Here is a 20,506-nt window from a genome sequence, read left to right on the forward strand (position 1 = left end):
ATTGGTCGAGCCCCCAGCCCCATGCCATGATCGCGCTGCGCCGACTCGCGCGTCGCCTTTGCGCGCGCCTGTCCCACGCCGCTTATCGGTACCAGGAAGACAATGGCCGACGTCGATACGCTGGATCTGCTCAGCAAGCTTACCGCAGAGGGTTGCCCGCTCGGCGAGGTGATCACCGTCGCCGCGCAGTTGGGGGCAGGGGGGCAGCCGGCCCTCGCCGACCAGGCCTACAAGGTCTGGATCAAGTTTAACGCCGAACACCCGCAGCTGTGCGTGGCGCTGTTCAACCGGGCGATCCTGCAATCGGCCCTGGGCGACAATTCAGGCGCGGCGGGCTCGCTGGAGCAGGCGATCGCGCTGAACGCCGACTTCATGCCGGCCTATGTCAATCTGGGTGGCCTGCAGGAGCGGGCCGGCCTGCACGAAATGGCCATCGCCACCTGGGAGACCGGCGCCAACCGCAGTGTCGTGCCCAGTGGCATGGGCGTCAGCTACGCCTTCACCTGCCTGAAGCAGATCGCCCGCCTGCTGGGCGAGATCTCGCAGCCCGCGCGCGCCGAACTGGCGCTGATGCGGGCCGCCGACCTGGATCCCACCGCCGAGGAGGTGATCGGCCAGCTGGTCGCCACTCGCCTGGCCCAGTGCAAATGGCCGGCCCTGCAGCCGACCGAGCGCCTGAGCCGCGAGACCCTGCTGCGCGGCGTCAATCCGCTGTCGACCTCGGCCTATACCGACGACCCGTTGCTGCTGCTCAGCGCCGGCAACCACTTCATCGAGCGTGAAGTGAAGGTGACGCCCGAGCAGATCCGCAACGACCGCCGCGACGCCCCGATCGACATCCAGGGCCGCCGCCCTCGCATCGGCTACATCTCGTCGGACCTGCGCGACCACGCCGTCGGCTACCTGATGGCCGAACTGTTCGAGATGCACGACAAGGCCAACGTCGAGGTCTTCGCCTACTACTGCGGCCCCGAGTCCAGCGACGGCCTGAACACCCGCATCCGCGCCTCTGTCGAGCACTTCACCGACATCCGTCCGATGTCGGACGAAGAGGCCGCTCAGCGCATCGCCGACGACGGCATCGACATCCTGGTCGACGTCAACGGCCACACCCGCGACGCCCGGACAGCCGTCTTCGCCCGCCGTCCGGCCCCGATCCTGGTCAACTGGCTGGGCTATCCGGGGACGATGGGCAGCGACTACCACCACTACATCGTCGCCGACCCGTGGATCATCCCGCCGGAGATGGAGCTCTACTACTCCGAGGCCGTCCGCCGGATCCCCTGCTACCAGCCCAACGACCGCCGCCGGAAGGTCAACGACGCCACGCCGACGCGAACCGAGGTCGGCCTGCCCGAGGACGCCTTCGTCTTCTGCTGCTTCAACGGCACGCAGAAGATCACGCCCTTCGTCTTTGACCGCTGGATGGAGATCCTCAAGCGCACGCCCGGCAGCGTGCTCTGGCTGCTGGACAACAATCCCGAGACCAACGGCCGGCTGCGCGACGCGGCCCAGGCGCGAGGCGTGGACCGCACCCGCCTGGTCTTCGCCCAGAAGCTCCAGAACGCCTTCCACCTGGCGCGCTATCGCCTGGCGGACCTGTTCCTGGACACCACCCCTTATGGCGCACACACCACGGCCTCGGACGCGCTGTGGATGGCCGTGCCGGTCCTGACCTGGTCGGGCAAGAGCTTCGCCTCGCGCGTCTGCGGCAGCCTGGTGCGCAGCGCCGGTCTGCCCGAGCTGGTCGTCGATAGTTCCCAGGCCTATGTCGAGAAGGCCGTCGAGCTGGGCGCCAATCCCGACAAGGCCCGCGCCCTGCGCGCCCAGCTGGACGCCAATCGCGACACCTGCGTGCTGTTCGACATGAACCTGCTGGCAGGCAAGCTGGAGGAGCTCTACGGCGAGATGATCGCCGAGCACCAGGCTGGCCAGCGGCCGCAGCCGAACCTCGCCAATCTCAAGACCTATCTCGAGATCGGCCTGGCGCTGGACCGCGATGAGCGCGAGATGCAGTCCGAGGCCGACCTGCACGCGCTGTACCGCGCCGAGCTGGCCCGCCGCCACAGCGTCAAGGCCATTCCCGCCGATGGCCGCCTCTGGGACGGCGGCGCGGCGTGACGCAGGTTCCGGTCGACGTCGCGCCGGAGATGGGGGCGCTGTTCGCCCCGACTTCGGCCCGTCCCGCGCAGCTTAGCCGCCTGACGGTCCTGAACGCCCTGAATGGTCTGATGGACTATCTGCGGCGTCGCAAGGCTCAGGATCCGGGCTTTCGGATCCTGCTGATCGGCGGCGGCCCGCCCGGCTGGCCCGCCGAGCTGTGCGACGTCGTCTTGGGCGGGACCGGCGCCGAGTTCGCCGGCGACCTGTCCGACCCGGAGACCTATCGCGCCATCCTGGCCCGCGTGGCTCGCGAGGGCCGCTTCGACTATGTCGTCGCCCTGCACGTGGTGCAGATGATGGCGCGACCCTCGGTCCTGCTGGAGCGCCTGCCGCTGCTGGCCGAGGCCGGCTGGATCACCACGCCGTCGCGCTATCTGGAGGTGCTGAAGGTCGAGGGGCAGCACCGCGGCTTCGCCCATCACCGCTGGGGCGTCGACCATATCGACGGCATCCTGGCCCTGGCTCCCAAGACCTCGCAGATTGAGCACCTGGTGTTCCCGGGCGAGGCCGTCTGGGAGCAGGCGACCGATCGTTTCGAGCTGCAGGTCGGCTGGCGCGGAGGCCTGCGCTTCGAGATCCTGGGCGGGGAGGAGGCCTTGCTGCCGCGCGTCCCGATGCAGACCCTGCTGGGCCGCTTCTTCGAGGGCGTCGAGGCCAGCGCCGCGCCCCAGCTCGCGCCGGCGTCGTCCAAGGTCGATATCGAAGGCCAGCTGGTCCAGGCTTTGGCCCAGGCGCGCGAGCACACCAAGCTGCATCCGCTGGGCCGGATGAAGTACTATCACGACGCCGCCAGCCTGATCCTGTGCGAGCACCCGACCCGCGAACGGCTGGAGCTGTTCGAGCTGATCCTGGCCGAGGCGGGGGCCATGGACGTCGACTCGCCGGGCGAGGAGTGGGTCGACTGGATCCACCACTACAGCGCCGTGATCGACGCTCTGACCGGCGCGAACCTGGATGGCCCGACGCCGCCCGCGCCGCAGGATGCGCCACAGACCTTCCTGACCGGCGACGGCAAGACGCTGGATGGCGAAGGGCTCAAGGCCCACGCCGACGCCCTGGGCGCCCAGGTGGTGTTCTTCGCCGCCGCCGACGAGAAGTACGTCGAGCTCTATGCCCGCTGGCTGGCCCTGTCGGTGATCAAGCACGGCGACGTGCCGTTCCTGGTGGTGATCCACGTGATCGGCGGGGCCGAGCGCCTGGCGCAGGCCGCCGCGACGGTGCGGATCGACGATCCGCGCATCGTCTTCACGGGTGACGCCTTCGACGCCTCCAGCGTGACGATCAAGTGCTACGAGGCCCCGCCCAAGGGCCTGATCGAGATCCCGGTCGCGCACTATCAGTCGGTGCGGTTCCAGCGCCTGGGCGCGCTGCTGGACCTGCTGCAGCGGCCGGTGTTCGTGTCCGACATCGATCTGTTGCTGCAACGGGGCGTGGCCGATCTGCTCGAGCAGTGGGCCGACGCCGACCTCGTGATCAACGAGAACGAGCGCAACATGCAGGCCGGCTCGCGCATCACCGCTAACCTGGTGTTGGCGCGTCCGACCGAGGCGACGTCGGTGCTGCTGCGCTGGCTGCGGGCCTATCTCGACGACAGGCTGTCGCGCGCGGTCGTCACCCGCTGGATCGACCAGGTCGCCCTGAACCTGGCCCGCGCCCACCTGGCGGTGCAGGTCCCGGGCGCCAAGGTCGGCGCCTTCGACACCAACAGCGACATCAACAACGTGATGTTCAAGGAATATGTGGCGGGCCACCCGTTCCGCTTCCTGTCGCTGTATCACGGCTTCGATACGTCGACGCTGGAGGAGTAGGGCGGCCTAGAAGGTCGCCTTGGCCTTCATCAGCACCGCACCGTTGGTGGTCGCCCACAGCTCCGCGCCGTCATCGACCAGGCGCCCGTGGGCGGTGATCGTCTCGCCGACGAAGGCAGTCTTGAGCGCTCGGAACGCAAAGCGTGAGATCGGCCGCGCGGGCATGGCCTCCAGCAGCAGCAGGGCGATCAGCGGACCGTGGACGACGAGGTCGGGATAACCCTCGACCTGTGTCGTGTAGGACAGGTCGTAGTGAATGCGATGGCTGTTCGAGGTCGCCGTCGAGAAGGCGAACAGCAGCACCGGATCGGTCGGCGTCTCGCGACTCCACTCGGCGGGCGGGAGCTCGGAGTCGGGCGTCCGGGGCGCGGGCGGGGCGGCGGTGTAGACGATGGTCTGCCGCTCGTGAACGCGGACCGCGCCGGCCTGGCTGAAGGCGCGATCGACCGTGACGAAGGTCAGCGGGCCACTCGCGCCGGCCTTCTGCTCGACGGCGGCTATGGTCTCGACGAGTTCGGTTTCCGCGCCCGGCAGCAGTGGGCCGGCGAAGGCCATGTCCGCCGCCGCGAACATCCGCCGAGGCGGCAGCGACGGATCACGCCGAGGATGACCGTCAGGGCCAAGGTCGGAGCGCCGGACCGGCTTGGCCAAGCACGCCCAGTGCCAGGCCGGTGGGACCTCCGTCGGCGCCTTGGGGCGGTCGAGCAACGCCGCCAGCCGCGCCAGATCCGAAGCCGCCAGGATCATCAGTACGACCGGGGCAGGCCGAGCACGTGCTCGGCGACATAGGCCAGGATCAGGTTCGTCGAGATCGGGGCCACCTGGTAGAGGCGCGTCTCGCGGAACTTGCGCTCGATGTCGTACTCCTCGGCGAAGCCGAAGCCGCCGTGGGTCTGCAGGCACATGTCGGCGGCGGCCCAGGAGGCCTCGGAGGCCAGCATCTTGCCGATGTTCGCTTGCTCGCCACAGGGAAGCCCGGCGTCATAGCGGGCGGCCGCATCGTAGATGGTCAGGCGCGCGGCGTGGGCCTGGGCGTAGGCGCGGGCGATCGGGAACTGCACGCCCTGGTTCTGGCCGATCGGCCGGCCGAACACGACGCGGCTGTTGGCGTAGTCCCGCGCCTTGCCGATCAACCAGGCGGCGTCGCCCAGGCACTCGGCCCCGATCAGGATGCGCTCGGCGTTCATGCCGTCCAGGATGTAGCGGAAGCCCTTGCCTTCCTCGCCGATCAGGCTGTCGGCGGGGATCACCAGGTTGTCGAAGAAGACCTCGGTGGTGGCGTGGTTCAGCATGGTGGCGATCGGCTTGATCGTCAGTCCACGGCCTTTGGCCTCGCGCATGTCGACCAGGAAGACGGACAGGCCCTCGCTCTTGCGGGCGACCTGGTCCTTGGGCGTGGTGCGGGCCAAGAGGACCATCAGGTCCGAATGCTCGGCCCGGCTGGTCCACACCTTCTGGCCGTTGATCACATAGGTGTCGCCCTCGCGGCGGGCGAAGGTCGAGATCGAGGTGGTGTCGGTGCCAGCCGTCGGCTCGGTGACGCCGAAGGCCTGCAGGCGGATCGAGCCGTCGGCGATCCTCGGCAGCCAGGTCTCCTTCTGCGCCGTCGAGCCATGCCGCAGGACGGTGCCCATGGTGTACATCTGGGCGTGCAGCGCGGCCGCATTGCCGCCGCTGGCGTGGACTTCCTCCAGGATCGCCGCTGCCGCCGTCAGGCCCAGACCGCCGCCGCCGTATTCCTCGGGGATCAGCACGCCCAGCAGGCCGGCCTTGGTCATGGCGGCCACGAACTCGGTCGGATAGGCCTTCTCGCGGTCCAGGGCGCGCCAGTAGGGCGGCGGGAAGTCGCGGCACAGGGCCCGCACCGTCTGGCGCAGGGCCTCGATCAGTTCGGCGTCCACTAGACGCGCTCGAACGACAACGCCGCGCCCTGGCCGACGCCGATGCACAGCGTGGCGAGGCCGCGCTTGTTACCGGTGGCTTCCAGCTGGCGCAGGGCCGTCAGCACCAGCCGCGCGCCGGACGCGCCGAGCGGGTGACCCAGGGCGATGGCGCCGCCGTTGGCGTTCACGTGGGCGCCGTCATCGGGCAGGCCCAGTTGGCGCAGGACGGCCAGGCCTTGGGCGGCGAAGGCCTCGTTCAGCTCCACGGTGTCGAAGTCGCCGATGGCGAGGCCGGTCTTGGCCAGCAGCTTCTGGACGGCGGGGACGGGCCCGATGCCCATGACGCGCGGCGGTACGCCGGCGGTGGCGTAGCCGGTGATCCGGGCGCGAGGCGTCAGGCCATGACGCTTCACGGCTTCCTCTGAGGCGACGATCAGGGCCACCGCGCCGTCGTTGACGCCCGAGGCGTTGCCGGCCGTGACCGTGCCGCCCTCGCGGACGACGGGCTTCAGCTTGGCCAGGGCCTCGATCGTGGTCTCGCGCGGGTGTTCGTCGCCATCGACGATGGTCGGGCCGGTCTTGCCGGCGATCTCGACGGGCGTGATCTCGCCGGCCAGGAAGCCGTTGGCTTGAGCGGCCGCTGCTCGTTGCTGGCTGCGCAGGGCGAAGGCGTCCTGGTCCGCGCGGCTGACGCCGTAGTCGGCGGCGACGTTCTCGGCGGTCTCGGGCATGGAGTCGACGCCGTACAGCTTCCGCATGGCCGGATTGATGAACCGCCAGCCGATGGTGGTGTCGAAGATCTCGGCATTGCGAGCGAAGGCGCTGTCGGCCTTGCCCATCACGAACGGGGCGCGGCTCATGCTCTCGACACCGCCGGCGATGACCAGGTCGTTGTGGCCCGACAGGATGGCGCGGGCGGCGTAGCCGATGGCTTCCAGGCCCGAGGCGCAGAGGCGGTTGACGGTCACCCCCGGCACGGAGACCGGATAGCCCGCCAGCAGCAGCGCCATGCGCGCGACGTTGCGATTGTCCTCGCCGGCCTGGTTGGCGCAGCCCAGCACCACCTCGTCGATGGCTTCCAGGTCGAGGCCGGCATTGCGCGCGGCCAGGGCCTTCAATGGGATGGCGGCCAGGTCATCGGCCCGCACCTTGGACAACGCGCCGCCATAGCGCCCGATCGGGGTGCGGATCCCGTCACAGAGATAGGCGGTCGTCATGCTCAGGCTCCGATCGTGCGCTCAAACAAGTGTTAGAGTCGCGCGGGCGGAGCCTCAACAAGTTTTCAGCGCCAGCCGCCGCCCAAGGCCTGGACCAGCGCCACCGCTGTCGTCTGGCGCGACACCGCCGTCGTGACCAGCGTGCGCCGCGCCGACAGGGCCGAGGCCTGGGCCGCGACCACGTCGGTGTAGGCGACCTGGCCGGCCTTGTACTGGTTCAGCAGCATCTGCTCGGTCTGGTCGGCGGCTTGGGAGGCGGTCAGTTGCAGGGCGTACTGCCGCTCCAGGGTGCGGGCGGCGGTCAGCTGGTTCTCGACGTCCTCGAAGGCCTGCAGGGCCGTCTGGCGGTAGTTGGCGGCCGTCTGGTCGTAGGCGGCGCGGCTCTGGGCCACCTGGGCGCGGCGGGCGCCGGCGTCGAACAGGGTCTGGGCGGCGGTCAGGCCCAGCGACCAGGTGTTGGCCGAGGTGGCAAACAGGTCGCCCAGCTTGCTGGCGGTCGAGCGGCCGTCGGCGCTGAGGTTGAAGGTCGGGAAGAAGGCGGCGCGGGCCACGCCGATGTCGGCGTTGGCGGCGGCCACGCGGCGCTCGGCGGCCGCGACGTCGGGACGGCGCTCCAGCAGGGTCGAGGGCACGCCGACCGGGATTTCCGGCACGACCGGCTTCCAGCTGGCGTCGGCCGCCAGGCGGAAGTTGCTGGCCGGCTCACCCACCAGCACGGCGATGGCGTTCTCGAAGGCCGTGCGGTCCTGGACCAGGCCCTCCAGGGTCGACTGGGCGTTGGCCAGCTGGCTCTGGGCTTGCAGCACGTCGGACTTGGGCGCGATGGCGGCGTTGTAGCGGTTGGTGGTGATCTGGAGAGCGCGCTGGTAGCCCTCGACCGTGGCCTGGACCATGGCGATCTCGGCGTCGGCGCGGCGCAGGCCAAGATAGCTGGTGGCCAGCTCGCCCTGCGCCGAAAGGCGGGCGGCGGCGAGGTCGGCCTCGCTGGCTTCCGCGCTCGCCTTAGCGCCGCTGATGCCGGCGCGGATGCGGCCCCAGACGTCGGGCTCCCAGCTGGCGCCGATGCCGACCTGGTAGCGCTGGGTGTCGCCGGCGCTGGTGGCGCCGCCAGCGGAGGTCGTGGTCTTGGTGCCGCCGCCGCCCGACTTGGTGGCCGAGCCCGACAGGTCGATGCTGGGGAACAGACCGGCGCGCTGCTCACGCACCAGAGCGCGGGCCTGGCGATAGGCGGCCTCGGCGGCGGCGATGGTCTGGTTGTCCACCTTCACCCGCTCGGCCAGCGCATTGAGCTGCGGATCGCCCAGCAGGGTCCACCAGTCGCCGCGATCCAGATGGTCGGATGGCGTGGCGGTCTTCCAGCCTTCCATGGCCTTGAACTGGGCTGGCGGGGCGGACTTCAGGGCGGGGGTCTCGTAGGCCGGCGTCAGCGAGCAGGCGCCCAGGGCGAGCAGCGAGACGGCGCCGATGAGGTGTGAAAGACGATGCATCATGCGGGTTCCGGCGCGTGGTGGGTCAGATGCCGCTCGTCCTTGTCGCGCGCCTTGCCGCGCAGACGGTCGAGATAGACATAGACCACGGGGGTGGTGATCAGGGTCAGGAGCTGGCTGGCGATCAGGCCGCCGATGATGGCCACGCCCAGCGGCCGGCGCAGCTCGGCGCCTTCGCCAAAGCCGATCGCCAGGGGCAGGGCGCCCAGGGCCGCGGCCAGGGTGGTCATCAGGATCGGGCGGAAGCGCAGCAGGCTGGCCTCGCGCGCGGCCTCTTGAGCCGTGAGCCCTCGGCTGCGCTGAGCGTCCAGGGCGAAGTCGATGATCAGGATGGCGTTCTTCTTGACGATGCCCAGCAGCAGGAAGACCCCGATCAGGGCGATGATCGAGAATTCCATCTTGAAGATCAGCAGGGCGATAACGGCCCCGACGCCGGCGGCGGGCAGGGTGCTCAGCACCGTGATCGGGTGGACGTAGCTCTCGTAGAGAATGCCCAGCACGATGTAGATCGCCACGATCGCGGCCAGGATCAGCAGGGGCTGCTGCTTCATCTGGTCGTTGGCCTGGCGGGCCTGGCCCTGGAAGCTGCCGCGCACGCTGGTCGGCATGCCGATCTCGGCCTCAGCTGCCGCGACGGCGGCCTGGGCGTCGCTCAGCGACTTGCCCTCGGCCAGGTTGAACGAGACCGTCGTGGCCAGCTCGCCATTCTGGTGATTGACCGAGGTCGGGGTGGCGTTTTGCGAGACGCTGGCGATGGCCGGCAGCGGCGTCATGGCCGTGGCGGCAGTGTTCAGGGCCGAGCCGGTCGACTGGTCGCGCAGGGCCGGATTGACACTGGGACCGGTCGCCGTCGCCGTCCCCGAGGGGCGGGTCGGCACATGGACGTCGTTCAGCGCCTCGGGGCCCTGGGCGAACTTCTGCTGCCACTCCAGGATCACAGCGTACTGGTTGACGTCCTCGTAAATCGTCGCGACCTGGCGCTGGCCAAAGGCGTTGTAGAGCGCGTTGTCGACGGCGCGGGGCGTGATCCCCAGGCGCGAGGCGCTGTCGCGATCGATGGTCACCAGGGTCTCGACGCCGTTCTCCTGCTGGTCGGAATCGACGTCGGTCAGCACGTCGTCGTGGGCCTTCATCGCCTCGGCCAGCTTGCCGGCCCATTCCTTGAGGGCGGCGCTCGAGTCGCTGGTCAGGGTGTACTGGTAGGTCGAGTTGCTCTGCCGGCCGCCCATGCGCAGGTCCTGCACCGGGTTCAGGAAGACGTTGAGGCCGGTCACCTTCTGCAGCTGCGGCCGCAGGCGCGCGATGACGTCGGAGCCCTTCTCCTTGCGCTCGCCGATCGGCTTGAGATTCACGAACAGGAAGCCGCCGCCCGCCCGGCCGCCGCCGGTGAAGCCGACGACGGTGTCGACGGCGGGGTCCTTGTGGATGATGTTCACCACCTGGCGCAGCTTCTTCTGCATGGCCTGGGACGAGACCGACTGGTCGGCGCGGATGCCGGCGTTCAGCTGGCCGCTGTCCTGCTGCGGGAAGAAGCCCTTGGGTACGGCGATGTAGAGCCAGGCGGTCATGGCGATGACGGCGACCAGGATCACGATGACCAGCGGCTTGGCGGCCAGGGCCCAGTCCAGGCTGTGCTCGTACATCTTGTGCACGCGGTTGAACGCGGCCTCGAAGAAGCGAGCCAAGCGGCCTTCCTTCTCTTTCTTCTCGGGACGCAGCAGGTAGGCGCACATCATCGGCGTGGTGGTCAGGCTGATGACCAGCGAGATCAGCACCGCCGCCGACAGGGTGACGGCGAATTCGCGGAACAACCGCCCGACCTGGCCGCCCATGAACAGCAGGGGGATGAAGACGGCGACCAGCGAGATGCTGATCGACAGCACCGTGAAGCCCACCTCCCGCGCGCCCAACAGGGCGGCCGAGAAGCGGTCCATGCCTTTCTCGATGTGACGGGCGGTGTTCTCAAGCACGACGATGGCGTCGTCGACCACGAAGCCGGTCGCCACCGTGATGGCCATCAGGCTGAGATTGTTCAGGCTGAAGCCCAGCAGGTACATCACCCCGAATGTCCCCAGCAGCGAGACGATGGTCGCCGCCGCCGGGATGAAGGTCGCGCGCGCGCTGCGCAGGAAGACGCTGACCACCACGATGACCAGCACGATCGAGATCAGCAGGGTGACCTCGATCTCGTGCAGCGAGGCGCGGATCGAGTTGGTTCGGTCGCTGGCCACGTCGACGGTGATGTCGCTAGGCAGCTGGGCGCGCAGTTCGGGCAGGGCGGCGCGGACGCTGTCGACCGTCTGGATGATGTTGGCGCCCGGCTGGGCGGTGATCAGGACGATGATGGCCGGCTTGCCGTTGAACAGGCCCAGGGTGCGGGTGTCGGCGACGCTGTCGGTGACGGTCGCCACGTCGGACAGGCGGATGGCCGCGCCGCCGCGCCAGGCGACGACCAGGCCGGCATAGTCGGCGGCCTTGCGGCCCGCGCCGGTGGTGTAGATCTGGTAGCGCTGGCCGTTGCCTTCCAGCGCGCCCTTGGGGCGGTTGGCGTTGGCCGACTGGATCGCCGCGCGGACGTCCTCCATGGCCACGCCGTACTGGTTCAGCAGGAACGGATTGGCCGAGATGCGCACGGCCGGCAGCGAGCCGCCGCCGATCTCGACATCGCCGACCCCGGTCACCTGGGCGATGCGCTGGGCGACGATGTTGGAGACGGCGTCGTAGATCTGGCCCGGCGTCTTGGTGTTCGAGGTCAGGGCCAGGATGATCACCGGCGCGTCGGACGGGTTCATCTTGCGATAGGTCGGGTTGCTGCGCAGCGTGGCCGGCAGGTCGGCGCGGGCGGCGTTGATCGCGGCCTGCACCTCGCGCGCGGCGCCGTCGATCTTGCGGTTCAGGTCGAACTGCAGAGTGACCCGGGAAGAGCCGGTCGAGCTCTGCGAGGTCATCTCATTGACGCCGGAGATCGTGCCCAGTCGGCGTTCCAGCGGCGTGGCGACGCTGGAGGCCATGGTCTCGGGGCTGGCGCCGGACAGGTTGGCTGACACCGAGATGGTCGGGAAATCCACCTGCGGCAGCGGCGAGACCGGCAGCACGAAGAAGGCGAAGATGCCCGCCAGCGCCACGCCGATGGTCAGCAGGATCGTCGCGACCGGCCGTCGGATGAAGGGTCCGGACAGGTTCACGACGGCGCCCCCGGGATCGGGTCCGGATCGATGCGGTCGGGATGCGGCCCGTCGTCATGGGCCTTGTGCTTGCCGGCGGGCGCCAGGCGGTCGAAGGCGAGGTACACGACCGGCGTCGTGAAGATGGTCAGCAGCTGGCTCAGCAGCAGGCCGCCGAAGATGGCGATGCCCAGCGGTCGCCGCAGCTCGGCGCCCTCGCCAAAGCCCAGCATCAGCGGCACGGCCGCGAACAGGGCCGCCAGGGTGGTCATCAGGATCGGGCGGAAGCGCAGCACGGCGGCCTGGAAGATGGCGTCGTGCGGGCTCTTGCCCTCGGTGCGTTCGGCGTCGATGGCGAAGTCGATCATCATGATCGCGTTCTTCTTGACGATGCCGATCAGCAGGATGATGCCGATGATCCCGATCACGCCCAGGTCGTTGCCGGTGATCCACAGGGCCAGCAGCGCGCCGACGCCGGCCGAGGGCAGGGTCGACAGGATGGTCAGCGGGTGGATGTAGCTCTCATAGAGCACGCCCAGCACGATGTAGACGCAGACCACGGCCGCCAGGATCAGCCACAGCTGGTTGGACAGCGAGTTCTGATAGGCCCCCGCCGCGCCCAGGAAGGTGTGGGTGACGGCGGTCGGCATCTCTATCCGGGTCATGGCCTTGCGGATCTCGTCGACCGCGTGGCCCAGCGAGACGCCCGGCGCGGTGTCGAAGCCGATCGTGGTGGCCGGGAACTGGGCGACGTGGGTCACTTGCAGCGGCGAGGCTTGCGTCTTGATCGTCGAGAACGCCGATAGCGGAGCAGGGGCGCCGCCGCCGGTCTTTAGGTTCAGGTTTCCGAGCGTGGTCGGGTCGGTCAGGACGCCGGGCTTGGCTTCCAGGATCACCCGGTACTGGTTGGTCTCGGTGAAGATGGTCGAGACGATCCGTTGGCCGAAGGCGCTGTAGAGGGCGTCATCGACATCAGAGGCGGTAATCGACAGCCGCGCGGCGGTGTCGCGGTCGATGTCGACATAGGCCGCCTGGCCGGTGGCCGAGGCGTCGCTGTAGACGTTCCGCACGGCCTTCACATGCGCCAGCTCGGCGGTCAGCTTGCCGGCCCATTCCTTGATGGTGGCGGTGTCGGCGCCTTCCAGCGACAGGCGGAACTGGGTGGGGCCCGTCTCGGCGTCGATGGTCAGGTCCTGGGTGGGCTGCAGGTACAGGGTCACGCCCGGCACCTCGGCCACGCGCTGGCGCAGCCGCTGCATGATCTTCTCCTGCGAGCCCGAGCGGTCGGACCTGAGGTTGATCTGCATCTGGCCGGTGTGGAGCATGGCGTTGTTGGCGCCATCGACCCCGATGAACGAGGCGACGTTCTCGACCGCAGGATCGTCCATGATCGCCTCGGCCGCCTGCTGTTGCAGGGCCGCCATGCGATCGTACGAGACCGACTGGGACATCTCGGTGCGGGCTTGCAGCTGGCCGGTGTCCTGGGTCGGGAACAGGCCCTTGGGAATGACCATGTAGAGCAGACCGGTCAGCACCAGGGTCAGCACGGCGACCACCAGGGTGGCCTTCTGGCGCAGCAGCACCCAGGCCAGGGCCTTCTCGTAGCGGGCCTCGACACGCTCGAAGAGGTCTTGGGCCTTCTTGCTGAGGCCCTTGGCGTCCTCGCCCTCGTGGGGCTTGAGCCAGCGAGCCGACAGCATCGGCGTCAGGGTCAGGGAGACCACGGCCGAGATCAGGATGGTGATGGCCAGGCTGATGGCGAACTCGCGGAACAGGCGGCCGACGACATCGCCCATGAACAGCAGCGGGATCAGCACCGCGATCAGCGAGATGGTCAGCGAGATGATCGTGAAGCCGATCTCGCGCGCGCCCTTCAGCGCCGCCGCCATGGGCTTTTCGCCCTTCTCAAGGTGGCGGGTGATGTTCTCGATCATCACGATGGCGTCGTCGACGACGAAGCCGGTGGCGATGGTCAGGGCCATCAGGCTGAGATTGTTCAGCGAGAAGCCCATCAGGTACATCACCCCGCACGAGCCGATCAGCGAGATCGGCACGGCCAGACTGGCGATCACCGTCGCGCGCAGGCTGTGCAGGAAGAAGAAGATCACCAGCACCACCAGCGCCACGGCCAGCAGCAGCTCCATCTCGACATGGTGCACCGAGGCGCGGATGCCGGTGGTGCGATCGGCCAGGACGCGAACGTCCAGGGTGGCGGGCAGGCCGGCTTGCAGCTCCGGCAGCTTGGCCTTGATGGCGTCGACGGTCTTGATGACGTTGGCGCCGGGCTGGCGCTGGACGTTGACGATGATGGCCGGGGTCTTGTCGGCCCAGGCGCCCAGGCGGGTGTTCTCGGCGCTCTCGACGACCTGGGCGATGTCGCTCAGGCGGATCGGCGCGCCGTCCTTGTAGCTGACGATCAGGTTCTTGTAGTCGTCGACGGACAGCAGCTGGTCGTTGGCGTTGATCGTGTAGCTGCGGGTTGGACCGTCGAAGCTGCCCTTGGCGCTGTTGGCGTTGCTGGCGCTGATCGCGGTCTGCACGTCAGACAGGGTCAGGCCGTAGCTGGCCATGGCCTGGGTGTCGGCCTGGATGCGCATGGCGGGCCGCTGGCCGCCGGACAGCGACACGAGGCCGACGCCCGAGACCTGGCTGATCTTCTGGGCCAGGCGGGTATTGACCAGGTTCTGCACCTCGGTCAGCGGCAGGGTGTCCGACGTGATGGCCAGGGTCAGCACCGGCGCGTCGGCCGGATTGACCTTGGCGTAGACCGGCGGGGCGGGCAGGTCGGCGGGCAGCAGCGAGCCGCTGGCGTTGATGGCGGCCTGCACCTCCTGCTCGGCGACGTCCAGGGTCTCGCCCAGATTGAACTGCAGGGTGACGATCGAGGCGCCGGCCGTGCTGACCGAGCTCATCCGGGCCAGGCCCGACATCTCGCCCAGTTGCCGTTCGAGGGGAGCGGTGACGGTCTGGCTCATCACCTCGGGGCTGGCCCCGGGATACAGGGTCTGGACCTGGATGGTGGGGTAATCGACCTGGGGCAGGGCCGACAGCGGCAGCAGCCGGAAGCCGACCAGGCCAGCCAGGACGATGGCCGCCATGAACAGGGCCGTGGCGACCGGCCGCTGGATGAAGGGACGCGAGGGGTTCATCGTCGGGACTATTCCGGACGCTGACGACGACCTTCGCCGCCACCTTGACCGCCTTCACGTTTGCGACGCTCGCCGCGCTGGCCTTCGCCCTTGCCCTGGCCTTGCGGACGGGCGCCGGGCAGCTGGACCTTGCCGCCGTCGCGCAGGCGGTCGCCGCCTTCGGTGATGACCTTGTCGCCGGCCTTGAGGCCTTCGGTGATCTGCACCTGGACGCCGGTGGCCTGGCCGGTCTTCACCGGGGTCTTCTTGACGGTGCGGTCGCTGTTCAGCAGCCACACGAACGAGCCGTCGCTGCTCTGGCGCACGGCCGTGACCGGTACGACGATCGCGCCCTTGATGGTGTCCAGCTCCATGCGGACATTGACGAACTGGCTGGGGAACAGCGTCCCGCCGCTGTTGGCGAAGCGGGCCTTGGCCTTCACGGTGCCCGTGCCGGTGTCGACCAGGTTGTCCAGGGTCGAGAAGGTCCCGCGGTCCAGGGTCTGGCTGCGGGTGCGATCCAGCGCCGTGACCGGCACATTGGCGCGGCCCTGGCGGGCGGCGATGCGCGGCACGTCGTCCTGCGGGACGGTGAACTCGACATCGATCGGCGAGACGGTGGTGATCACCGCCACGCCGGTCGCGTCGCCGGCGCCGATATAGTTGCCGACATCCACGACGCGCAGGCCCACGCGGCCGCTGACCGGCGCGGTGATGCGGGCAAAACCCAGGTTCAGGCGCGCGGTGCCGACGGCGGCGCGGTCGGCCATCACGGTGCCTTCCAGCTGCTTGACCGTGGCGGCTTGGTTGTCGACCTCCTGACGGGCGATCGAGTCCTGGGCGAGCAGGGTCTGGTAGCGGGTCAGGGTCAGGCGCGCGGCGGCCAGCTGGGCCTCGTCGCGGGTCTGGTTGCCCTGCGCCTGCAGCAGCGACATCTGGTAGGGGCGGGGATCGATCTGGACCAGAGCCTGGCCGCGCGAGACGGTCTGGCCTTCACGGAACATTACCTGGGTGATCGTGCCGCCCACCTGCGGGCGCACGGTGACCGTCGCGGCGGGTTTCACCGTGCCCAGGGCCTCGATGATGATCGGCAAGTCCGTAGTGCTGGCCGTGGCCACCGCCACGGTGCTGGCCGGACCGCGCCGACCGCCGCCACCGCCAAAGCCGCCACCCCCTTGGCCGCCGCCTTCGCCCTTGTCGCTGTGCAGCAGGGTCCAGGCCAGCCAGACGACGCCGACCAGGGCGAGCACGGCGATCAGTCCGCCGAGGATCAGCGTCCGACGGCGCGGAGGCGTACGCGGGGCGTGGAGGTCAGTCATCGTCAGCCTTCGAGCCGGCCGCGACCAGCGCGGCATGAGCAGGCGGCGCAACGAGCCGCCTCGGGGAGACCGTCAAGAAAGCTGACGGTCTAGAACCCCTAGAGGCCGAACGTGTGCGCCGGTTTTCAGAGCTGAAATGATCTCGCCGCGATATGGCTCCGCTTGGATGTCGGAAAGCCGTCTTTTCTCGCGGAATACGGAGCGTTCGCGCGGACGCGCCGGGGCTCTCGGCCGCTTGCGCGGCCCCCGGTAAACTACTGAATTTTCGAGAGAATGGTGGGTGTAGTAGGATTCGAACCTACGACCCGCTGATTAAGAGTCAGCTGCTCTACCAACTGAGCTATACACCCATTCGACGGTCCGAAGCACTTGCGAGCCCCGGCGGCGAGGCGCGGAACATACGCAATGATTTTGGGAGCGCAAGCGCTTTTTTCATGGCCAGACGAGATATTAGCGGAGCTGTGGATTTCGCTTACCTGGAAGGGTTCGCGGCGGGGGATTCCGGGGTGGTCGAAGAGGTGTTGGCGCTGTTCCGCGAACAGGCCGCGCTGTGGACCCCGATGCTGGATTCCACCCACCCGGGCTGGAGGGATGCAGTCCACACGGTGAAGGGCGCGGCGCGCGGGGTAGGGGCGGTCCAGCTGGGCGAGGTCTGTGAACGCTGCGAGGCGGGCGAGGAGAGCCTGGAAGCGGTCAAGACGGCCCTGGACGTCGCGCTGCTTGATATCGCCGCCTATGTCCACGAACAGGCCCTGCGCTCGCTGAGAGGCTGAGCATAAAGAAAGGGGCCGAAGCGAACTTCGGCCCCCGCAGGAGGAGTGAGATTGTAGTGCGCGGGTCCTAGAACTTCGCGCGGATGGTCACCTGGTAGGTGCGGCCGTCGTAGTCGATGAAGCGCGGCAGGTTCGGGTCGTTCTCGTACTCGGCGCGCTGGGCGTCGGTCAGGTTGAACGCGTCGACCGAGACCGTCAGGTCTTCGGTGACGTTGAACGAGGCCGAGGCGTCCAGCTGGCTGCGGGCCTTGACGGTGCGGGCGTCGCCGACGAACGAGTTGCCGGCGGCCAGGTCGTACTTGTCACGCCAGTTGTAGACCAGGCGCAGGCCGCCCCACTTGGCTTCGTAGTAACCGATGACGTTGATGTTGTTCTTGGAGACGCTGGGCAGGGTGATCTTGTTGCCCGCCGTGTCCTTGCCGTCGATCTTCGTATACGAGTAGTTGAACGCGCCGCCGAAGTTCTTCCAGAAGCCCGGCAGGAAATCCAGGTTCTGTTGGATGTTGAACTCGAGGCCGGTGACGGTCATCGGCGACTGGTTGGTCTTGCCGGTGACATTGACGCGGGCCTCGACCAGCGGAGCCGTCGCGCCGGCCGCGCCGACGAACTTGTTCGAGCTGACGCAGCGCGGGGTGCCGGCCGAGTTGTCGATGCGCAGGGTGCCCAGGTCGACGTCGATGCCGGGGATCTTGCCGTTGGCCGGGCACAGGATCGACTGGTCGGTGATCGGGCCGATATAGCCCTTCACTTCCTTGCGGTAGGCCGCCAGCGAGATCAGGCCGCCCGGACGGTTATACCACTCCAGCGACATGTCGTAGGAGTCCGAGGTGTACGGCTTGATGTCCGTGGCGCCCAGGGTGACCGTATAGACCGGGTCGACCGGCGGGTTCACGTCGACCGGCACCTGCACGAAGGTGGTCGGCACGTTGTCGCGCGGTTGCGGACGCACATAGGTGCGGTAGGCGGCAGCGCGGAACACCAGGTCGTCGCGCAGGTCGGCCATGATGATCGCCGACGGCAGCCAGTAGTCGAAGGTGTTCTTGGTGGTGGTGGTCGACAGCGAGTGGTTGATCGCGCCGGCCTGGTTCGACAGCGCCGTGGTGCAGTTCTTACAGTTCAGCGCGACGATCTTCTGCTCGGTATATTCGTAGCGCGTGCCGACGGTGCCGCGGACCGGGATGTTGAACAGCTCGCCCTTGAACTTCGCCGCCATGTAGGCCGAGAACACGTCGTTCTGATTGCTGAAGTTGTTGTTCCAGTAGTTGCCGTCCGTGTAGTTGTTCACCACGCCGTACGGGGTCAGGAACACGCCGGGCGAGCCCAGCAGGAACTGGTCGGGCAGGCCGTTCGGGTTCAGCGTCGTGCGCAGGTTGGTGTTGACCGGCGTGATCGCCTTCAGGATCCGGTTGACGTCGACGTTCATCCAGTTGGACGTGGCGCCGCCGGCCTTACCGCCGAAGAAGTCGTTGGCGTACGACAGCTGGTAAGCCATGTCCGGCGTGATGTTCTGGGTCTGGGCGCCCAGGGCGGTGTTGCGCGAGCCGATCGAGGTGAACTTGTTGTGCTCGGCGCGACCGCCGAACTGGAACGCGTTCACGAAGCCGTCCAACGAGCGCTCGAAGTCGACCTGGAACGAGTCCAGCACGTTGTCGGCCTGGCCGTTGGTGCCGGTGACGCCGAAGCGGTCGGCGGCGGTCGTGGCGCTCTGGCCCGGCATCTGGGCGCCGGCCTGGGTCGGGGCGGTGTTGGTCGCCGGGATCAGGAAGCCGCCGGTCGGCAGGTGGGTGGCGTGCGGCGTGATCAGGGTCGCCGTGTAGTCGCCCAGGTTCGCCCCGCCCGTGAACACCGTGGCCACGATGCCGTTCAGGCCTGCCGTGCCCAGGTTGCGGTAGGGGTTCTGGACGACGTCGAACTCGATCTGGTTGGCGTAGGCCTTGGCGCGCGAGACGGTCAGGTTGGCGTTGGCCTTCCACTCGTCGTTCTTGAATTCGACGGTGGGGTTGATGGCCCAGGTCTGGTTCTCGGCCGGCTCGGAGCGGACCGAGTCGAACGTGTTGATGTTCTCGGCCTTGAAGCTGTTGATGTAGGCGCGCGGACCGTTCGGCGTCTGGACGATGTAGGGCGCGCCCAGGTTGCTGATCTTGGCGACGGCCGAGGTGGCGGTCAGGCCGGTGAAGGTGTTGTTGCCCGGACCCGCGTCGATATAGAGCAGGTTGTTGGTGGCCTCATCCAGCTTGCGCTTGGTGATGAAGCCGTTGGCGCCGAACTTCCACTCTTCATTGATGCGCCATTCGAAGCCGGTCGCGGCCGACAGGGTCGAACCGCGGTTGAACTTCACCAGCTGGCGGGTCTGGCTGGGATAGTAGACGGGGGCCAGGCCGGGCGCGAACTGCGCCTTGTAGCTGTCGGGCAGGGCGGCCTGCATGGCGTCATAGGCCGGGTTGGCGCCCGGGACGTAAGCGCCCTGGGCGTTCACGACCGCGGCCTGGTTGCCCAGCTGGATGCCGCCGATGCGGTTGCCCCACGAGTTCACGGTGATCGAGTCGCGGCGGAACTTCTCGTCCTTCCAGGCCACGACGCCGAACACGGCGAAGTCGTCGGTCAGGTGCTTGTTGTAGCCCAGCGAGGCCAGCGGGCTGCCCAGGTTGCCCAGGTCATTGTACTCGTAGGACAGCTTGGCGAAGCCGCCGTCCTTGCGGGCCAGGGCCGGGTTGATGCGCAGGTCGACATTGCCCGACAGGCCGCCGGCCAGGTTCGAGGCGGACGGCGACTTGATGACGTTGATCGCCGTGAAAATGTCGGAGTTGAAGGCGCCCAGCGGGGTCGAGCCGTTCAGGATCGGGTCGGCGAACGCGCCGCCGTTCAGCGTGGTGCGGGCAAAGCTGCCCGGCAGGCCGCGCAGGCTGATCGTGGCGTTACGGCTGCCGGCTTCGCGATTGATCTGGACGCCCGGGATGCGCTGGATGGCTTCACCGACGTTCAGGTCTGGGAAGCGGCCCAGGCCGTCCGACGAGATGCCGTCCGAGATTTCCAGGGTCTCGCGCTTGGTCGCGATGGCGTTGGCGTAGGCTTGGCGGAAACCGGTTACCACAACAGCGTCGACGGTTTCCGTTTCCGGCTGTTGCGCATTCGAAGCCGGCGCGGCTTGGCGCGCCTGGGCGGCCGAGCCGACGGCCAGGGCCGCGCACGAGGCCAGCAGGGCCGCGCGAAGAGCAAAGGAATTGCGTGCATGGATCATGAGAGTGCCTCCCCCGGCGCACTGAGATGGCGCCCTTGAGAGGACTTATCCGACCAGTTCGTGACGTTGTCAAGAATTGGTAATGCCACTTGCGAGAATGGGGCGACCACTTGGTCAGGCCAAACCCATGGGTGCGGATAGGCCGCGCTCGCATTGGAAGCGCGCCCAGTGGTCAAGTGAGTTGATGCGCCTAATTTCGAGGGAAAGTTTGGTCGTCCGTACGCATTTCGGGTGCAGGACGGAGCGGCGCCATTTGTCGGACCAATGGTATGACCAGATTGGCCGGCTGGCATGACCGCCCTAGGGGAAGGCGCATTTAAAGGAAG

At 68.2% G+C, this 20,506-nt stretch carries 10 protein-coding genes, 1 tRNA gene and 1 pseudogene; 3 read left to right on the top strand and 9 right to left on the bottom strand.

Annotation, left to right across the window (positions count from 1 at the left end; genetic code table 11):
* Positions 1-102 precede the first annotated feature (102 nt).
* Positions 103-2,121, top strand: coding sequence for an O-linked N-acetylglucosamine transferase, SPINDLY family protein (locus tag AC07NF_RS19070; RefSeq protein ID WP_494629878.1), 2,019 nt, complete (start codon positions 103-105; stop codon positions 2,119-2,121).
* 47 nt (positions 2,122-2,168) lie between these two features.
* Positions 2,169-3,971, top strand: a pseudogene (locus AC07NF_RS19075) (FkbM family methyltransferase); the annotation flags it as partial.
* Between the two features lie 6 nt (positions 3,972-3,977).
* Here the strand turns inward: AC07NF_RS19075 and AC07NF_RS19080 are convergent.
* From AC07NF_RS19080 to AC07NF_RS19115, 8 genes are all read right to left on the bottom strand, one after another.
* Entirely contained in the window at positions 3,978-4,718 is a 741-nt protein-coding gene (locus AC07NF_RS19080) for an HTD2 family dehydratase (protein ID WP_494629880.1), read from the bottom strand.
* Complete coding sequence (locus AC07NF_RS19085) at positions 4,718-5,920, bottom strand: acyl-CoA dehydrogenase family protein (RefSeq protein ID WP_494629884.1); 1,203 nt, start codon at positions 5,918-5,920, stop codon at positions 4,718-4,720. The genes AC07NF_RS19080 and AC07NF_RS19085 overlap by 1 nt, the downstream gene beginning before the upstream one ends.
* The gene (gene pcaF, locus AC07NF_RS19090) at positions 5,872-7,071 is read right to left on the bottom strand and encodes a 3-oxoadipyl-CoA thiolase (protein WP_494629886.1); all 1,200 of its coding nucleotides are present in this window, start codon (positions 7,069-7,071) and stop codon (positions 5,872-5,874) included. Before pcaF ends, AC07NF_RS19085 begins: the two co-directional genes overlap by 49 nt.
* Before the next feature lie 65 nt (positions 7,072-7,136).
* Positions 7,137-8,561, bottom strand: a complete 1,425-nt coding sequence (locus tag AC07NF_RS19095) for an efflux transporter outer membrane subunit (protein ID WP_494629888.1) — start codon at positions 8,559-8,561, stop codon at positions 7,137-7,139.
* Positions 8,558-11,743, bottom strand: coding sequence for an efflux RND transporter permease subunit (locus AC07NF_RS19100; protein WP_494629892.1), 3,186 nt, complete (start codon positions 11,741-11,743; stop codon positions 8,558-8,560). The genes AC07NF_RS19095 and AC07NF_RS19100 overlap by 4 nt, the downstream gene beginning before the upstream one ends.
* Positions 11,740-14,871 (bottom strand): multidrug efflux RND transporter permease subunit, encoded by a 3,132-nt coding sequence (locus tag AC07NF_RS19105; protein ID WP_494629894.1) that lies wholly within the window; start codon positions 14,869-14,871, stop codon positions 11,740-11,742. The genes AC07NF_RS19100 and AC07NF_RS19105 overlap by 4 nt, the downstream gene beginning before the upstream one ends.
* Positions 14,872-14,879: 8 nt before the next feature.
* On the bottom strand, positions 14,880-16,169 hold the full coding sequence (locus AC07NF_RS19110; RefSeq protein WP_494629896.1) for an efflux RND transporter periplasmic adaptor subunit: 1,290 nt from the start codon (positions 16,167-16,169) through the stop codon (positions 14,880-14,882).
* A gap of 274 nt (positions 16,170-16,443) precedes the next feature.
* Positions 16,444-16,519, bottom strand: a tRNA-Lys gene (locus tag AC07NF_RS19115).
* 84 nt (positions 16,520-16,603) lie between these two features.
* Here AC07NF_RS19115 and AC07NF_RS19120 point away from each other — a divergent pair.
* Positions 16,604-16,942, top strand: coding sequence for an Hpt domain-containing protein (locus AC07NF_RS19120; protein ID WP_494629898.1), 339 nt, complete (start codon positions 16,604-16,606; stop codon positions 16,940-16,942).
* A gap of 67 nt (positions 16,943-17,009) precedes the next feature.
* On the opposite strand, the gene AC07NF_RS19125 is transcribed toward AC07NF_RS19120, so the two are convergent.
* Positions 17,010-20,180 carry a TonB-dependent receptor gene (locus AC07NF_RS19125; protein WP_494629901.1) on the bottom strand — a complete coding sequence of 1,057 codons (3,171 nt, stop codon included), beginning with the start codon at positions 20,178-20,180 and terminating at the stop codon, positions 17,010-17,012.
* Positions 20,181-20,506: the final 326 nt, after the last annotated feature.

This window comes from Caulobacter sp. GW821-FHT10A06 (assembly GCF_059415805.1).

Excerpts from the sequence above, each read along its gene's own strand:
- AC07NF_RS19070 (WP_494629878.1), top strand. The coding sequence starts at position 103 with ATGGCCGACGTCGATACGCTGGATCTGCTCAGCAAGCTTACCGCAGAG.
- AC07NF_RS19080 (WP_494629880.1), bottom strand. The coding sequence starts at position 4,718 with ATGATCCTGGCGGCTTCGGATCTGGCGCGGCTGGCGGCGTTGCTCGAC.
- pcaF (WP_494629886.1), bottom strand. The coding sequence starts at position 7,071 with ATGACGACCGCCTATCTCTGTGACGGGATCCGCACCCCGATCGGGCGC.
- AC07NF_RS19095 (WP_494629888.1), bottom strand. The coding sequence starts at position 8,561 with ATGATGCATCGTCTTTCACACCTCATCGGCGCCGTCTCGCTGCTCGCC.
- AC07NF_RS19105 (WP_494629894.1), bottom strand. The coding sequence starts at position 14,871 with ATGAACCCCTCGCGTCCCTTCATCCAGCGGCCGGTCGCCACGGCCCTG.
- AC07NF_RS19110 (WP_494629896.1), bottom strand. The coding sequence starts at position 16,169 with ATGACTGACCTCCACGCCCCGCGTACGCCTCCGCGCCGTCGGACGCTG.
- AC07NF_RS19120 (WP_494629898.1), top strand. The coding sequence starts at position 16,604 with ATGGCCAGACGAGATATTAGCGGAGCTGTGGATTTCGCTTACCTGGAA.
- AC07NF_RS19125 (WP_494629901.1), bottom strand. The coding sequence starts at position 20,180 with ATGATCCATGCACGCAATTCCTTTGCTCTTCGCGCGGCCCTGCTGGCC.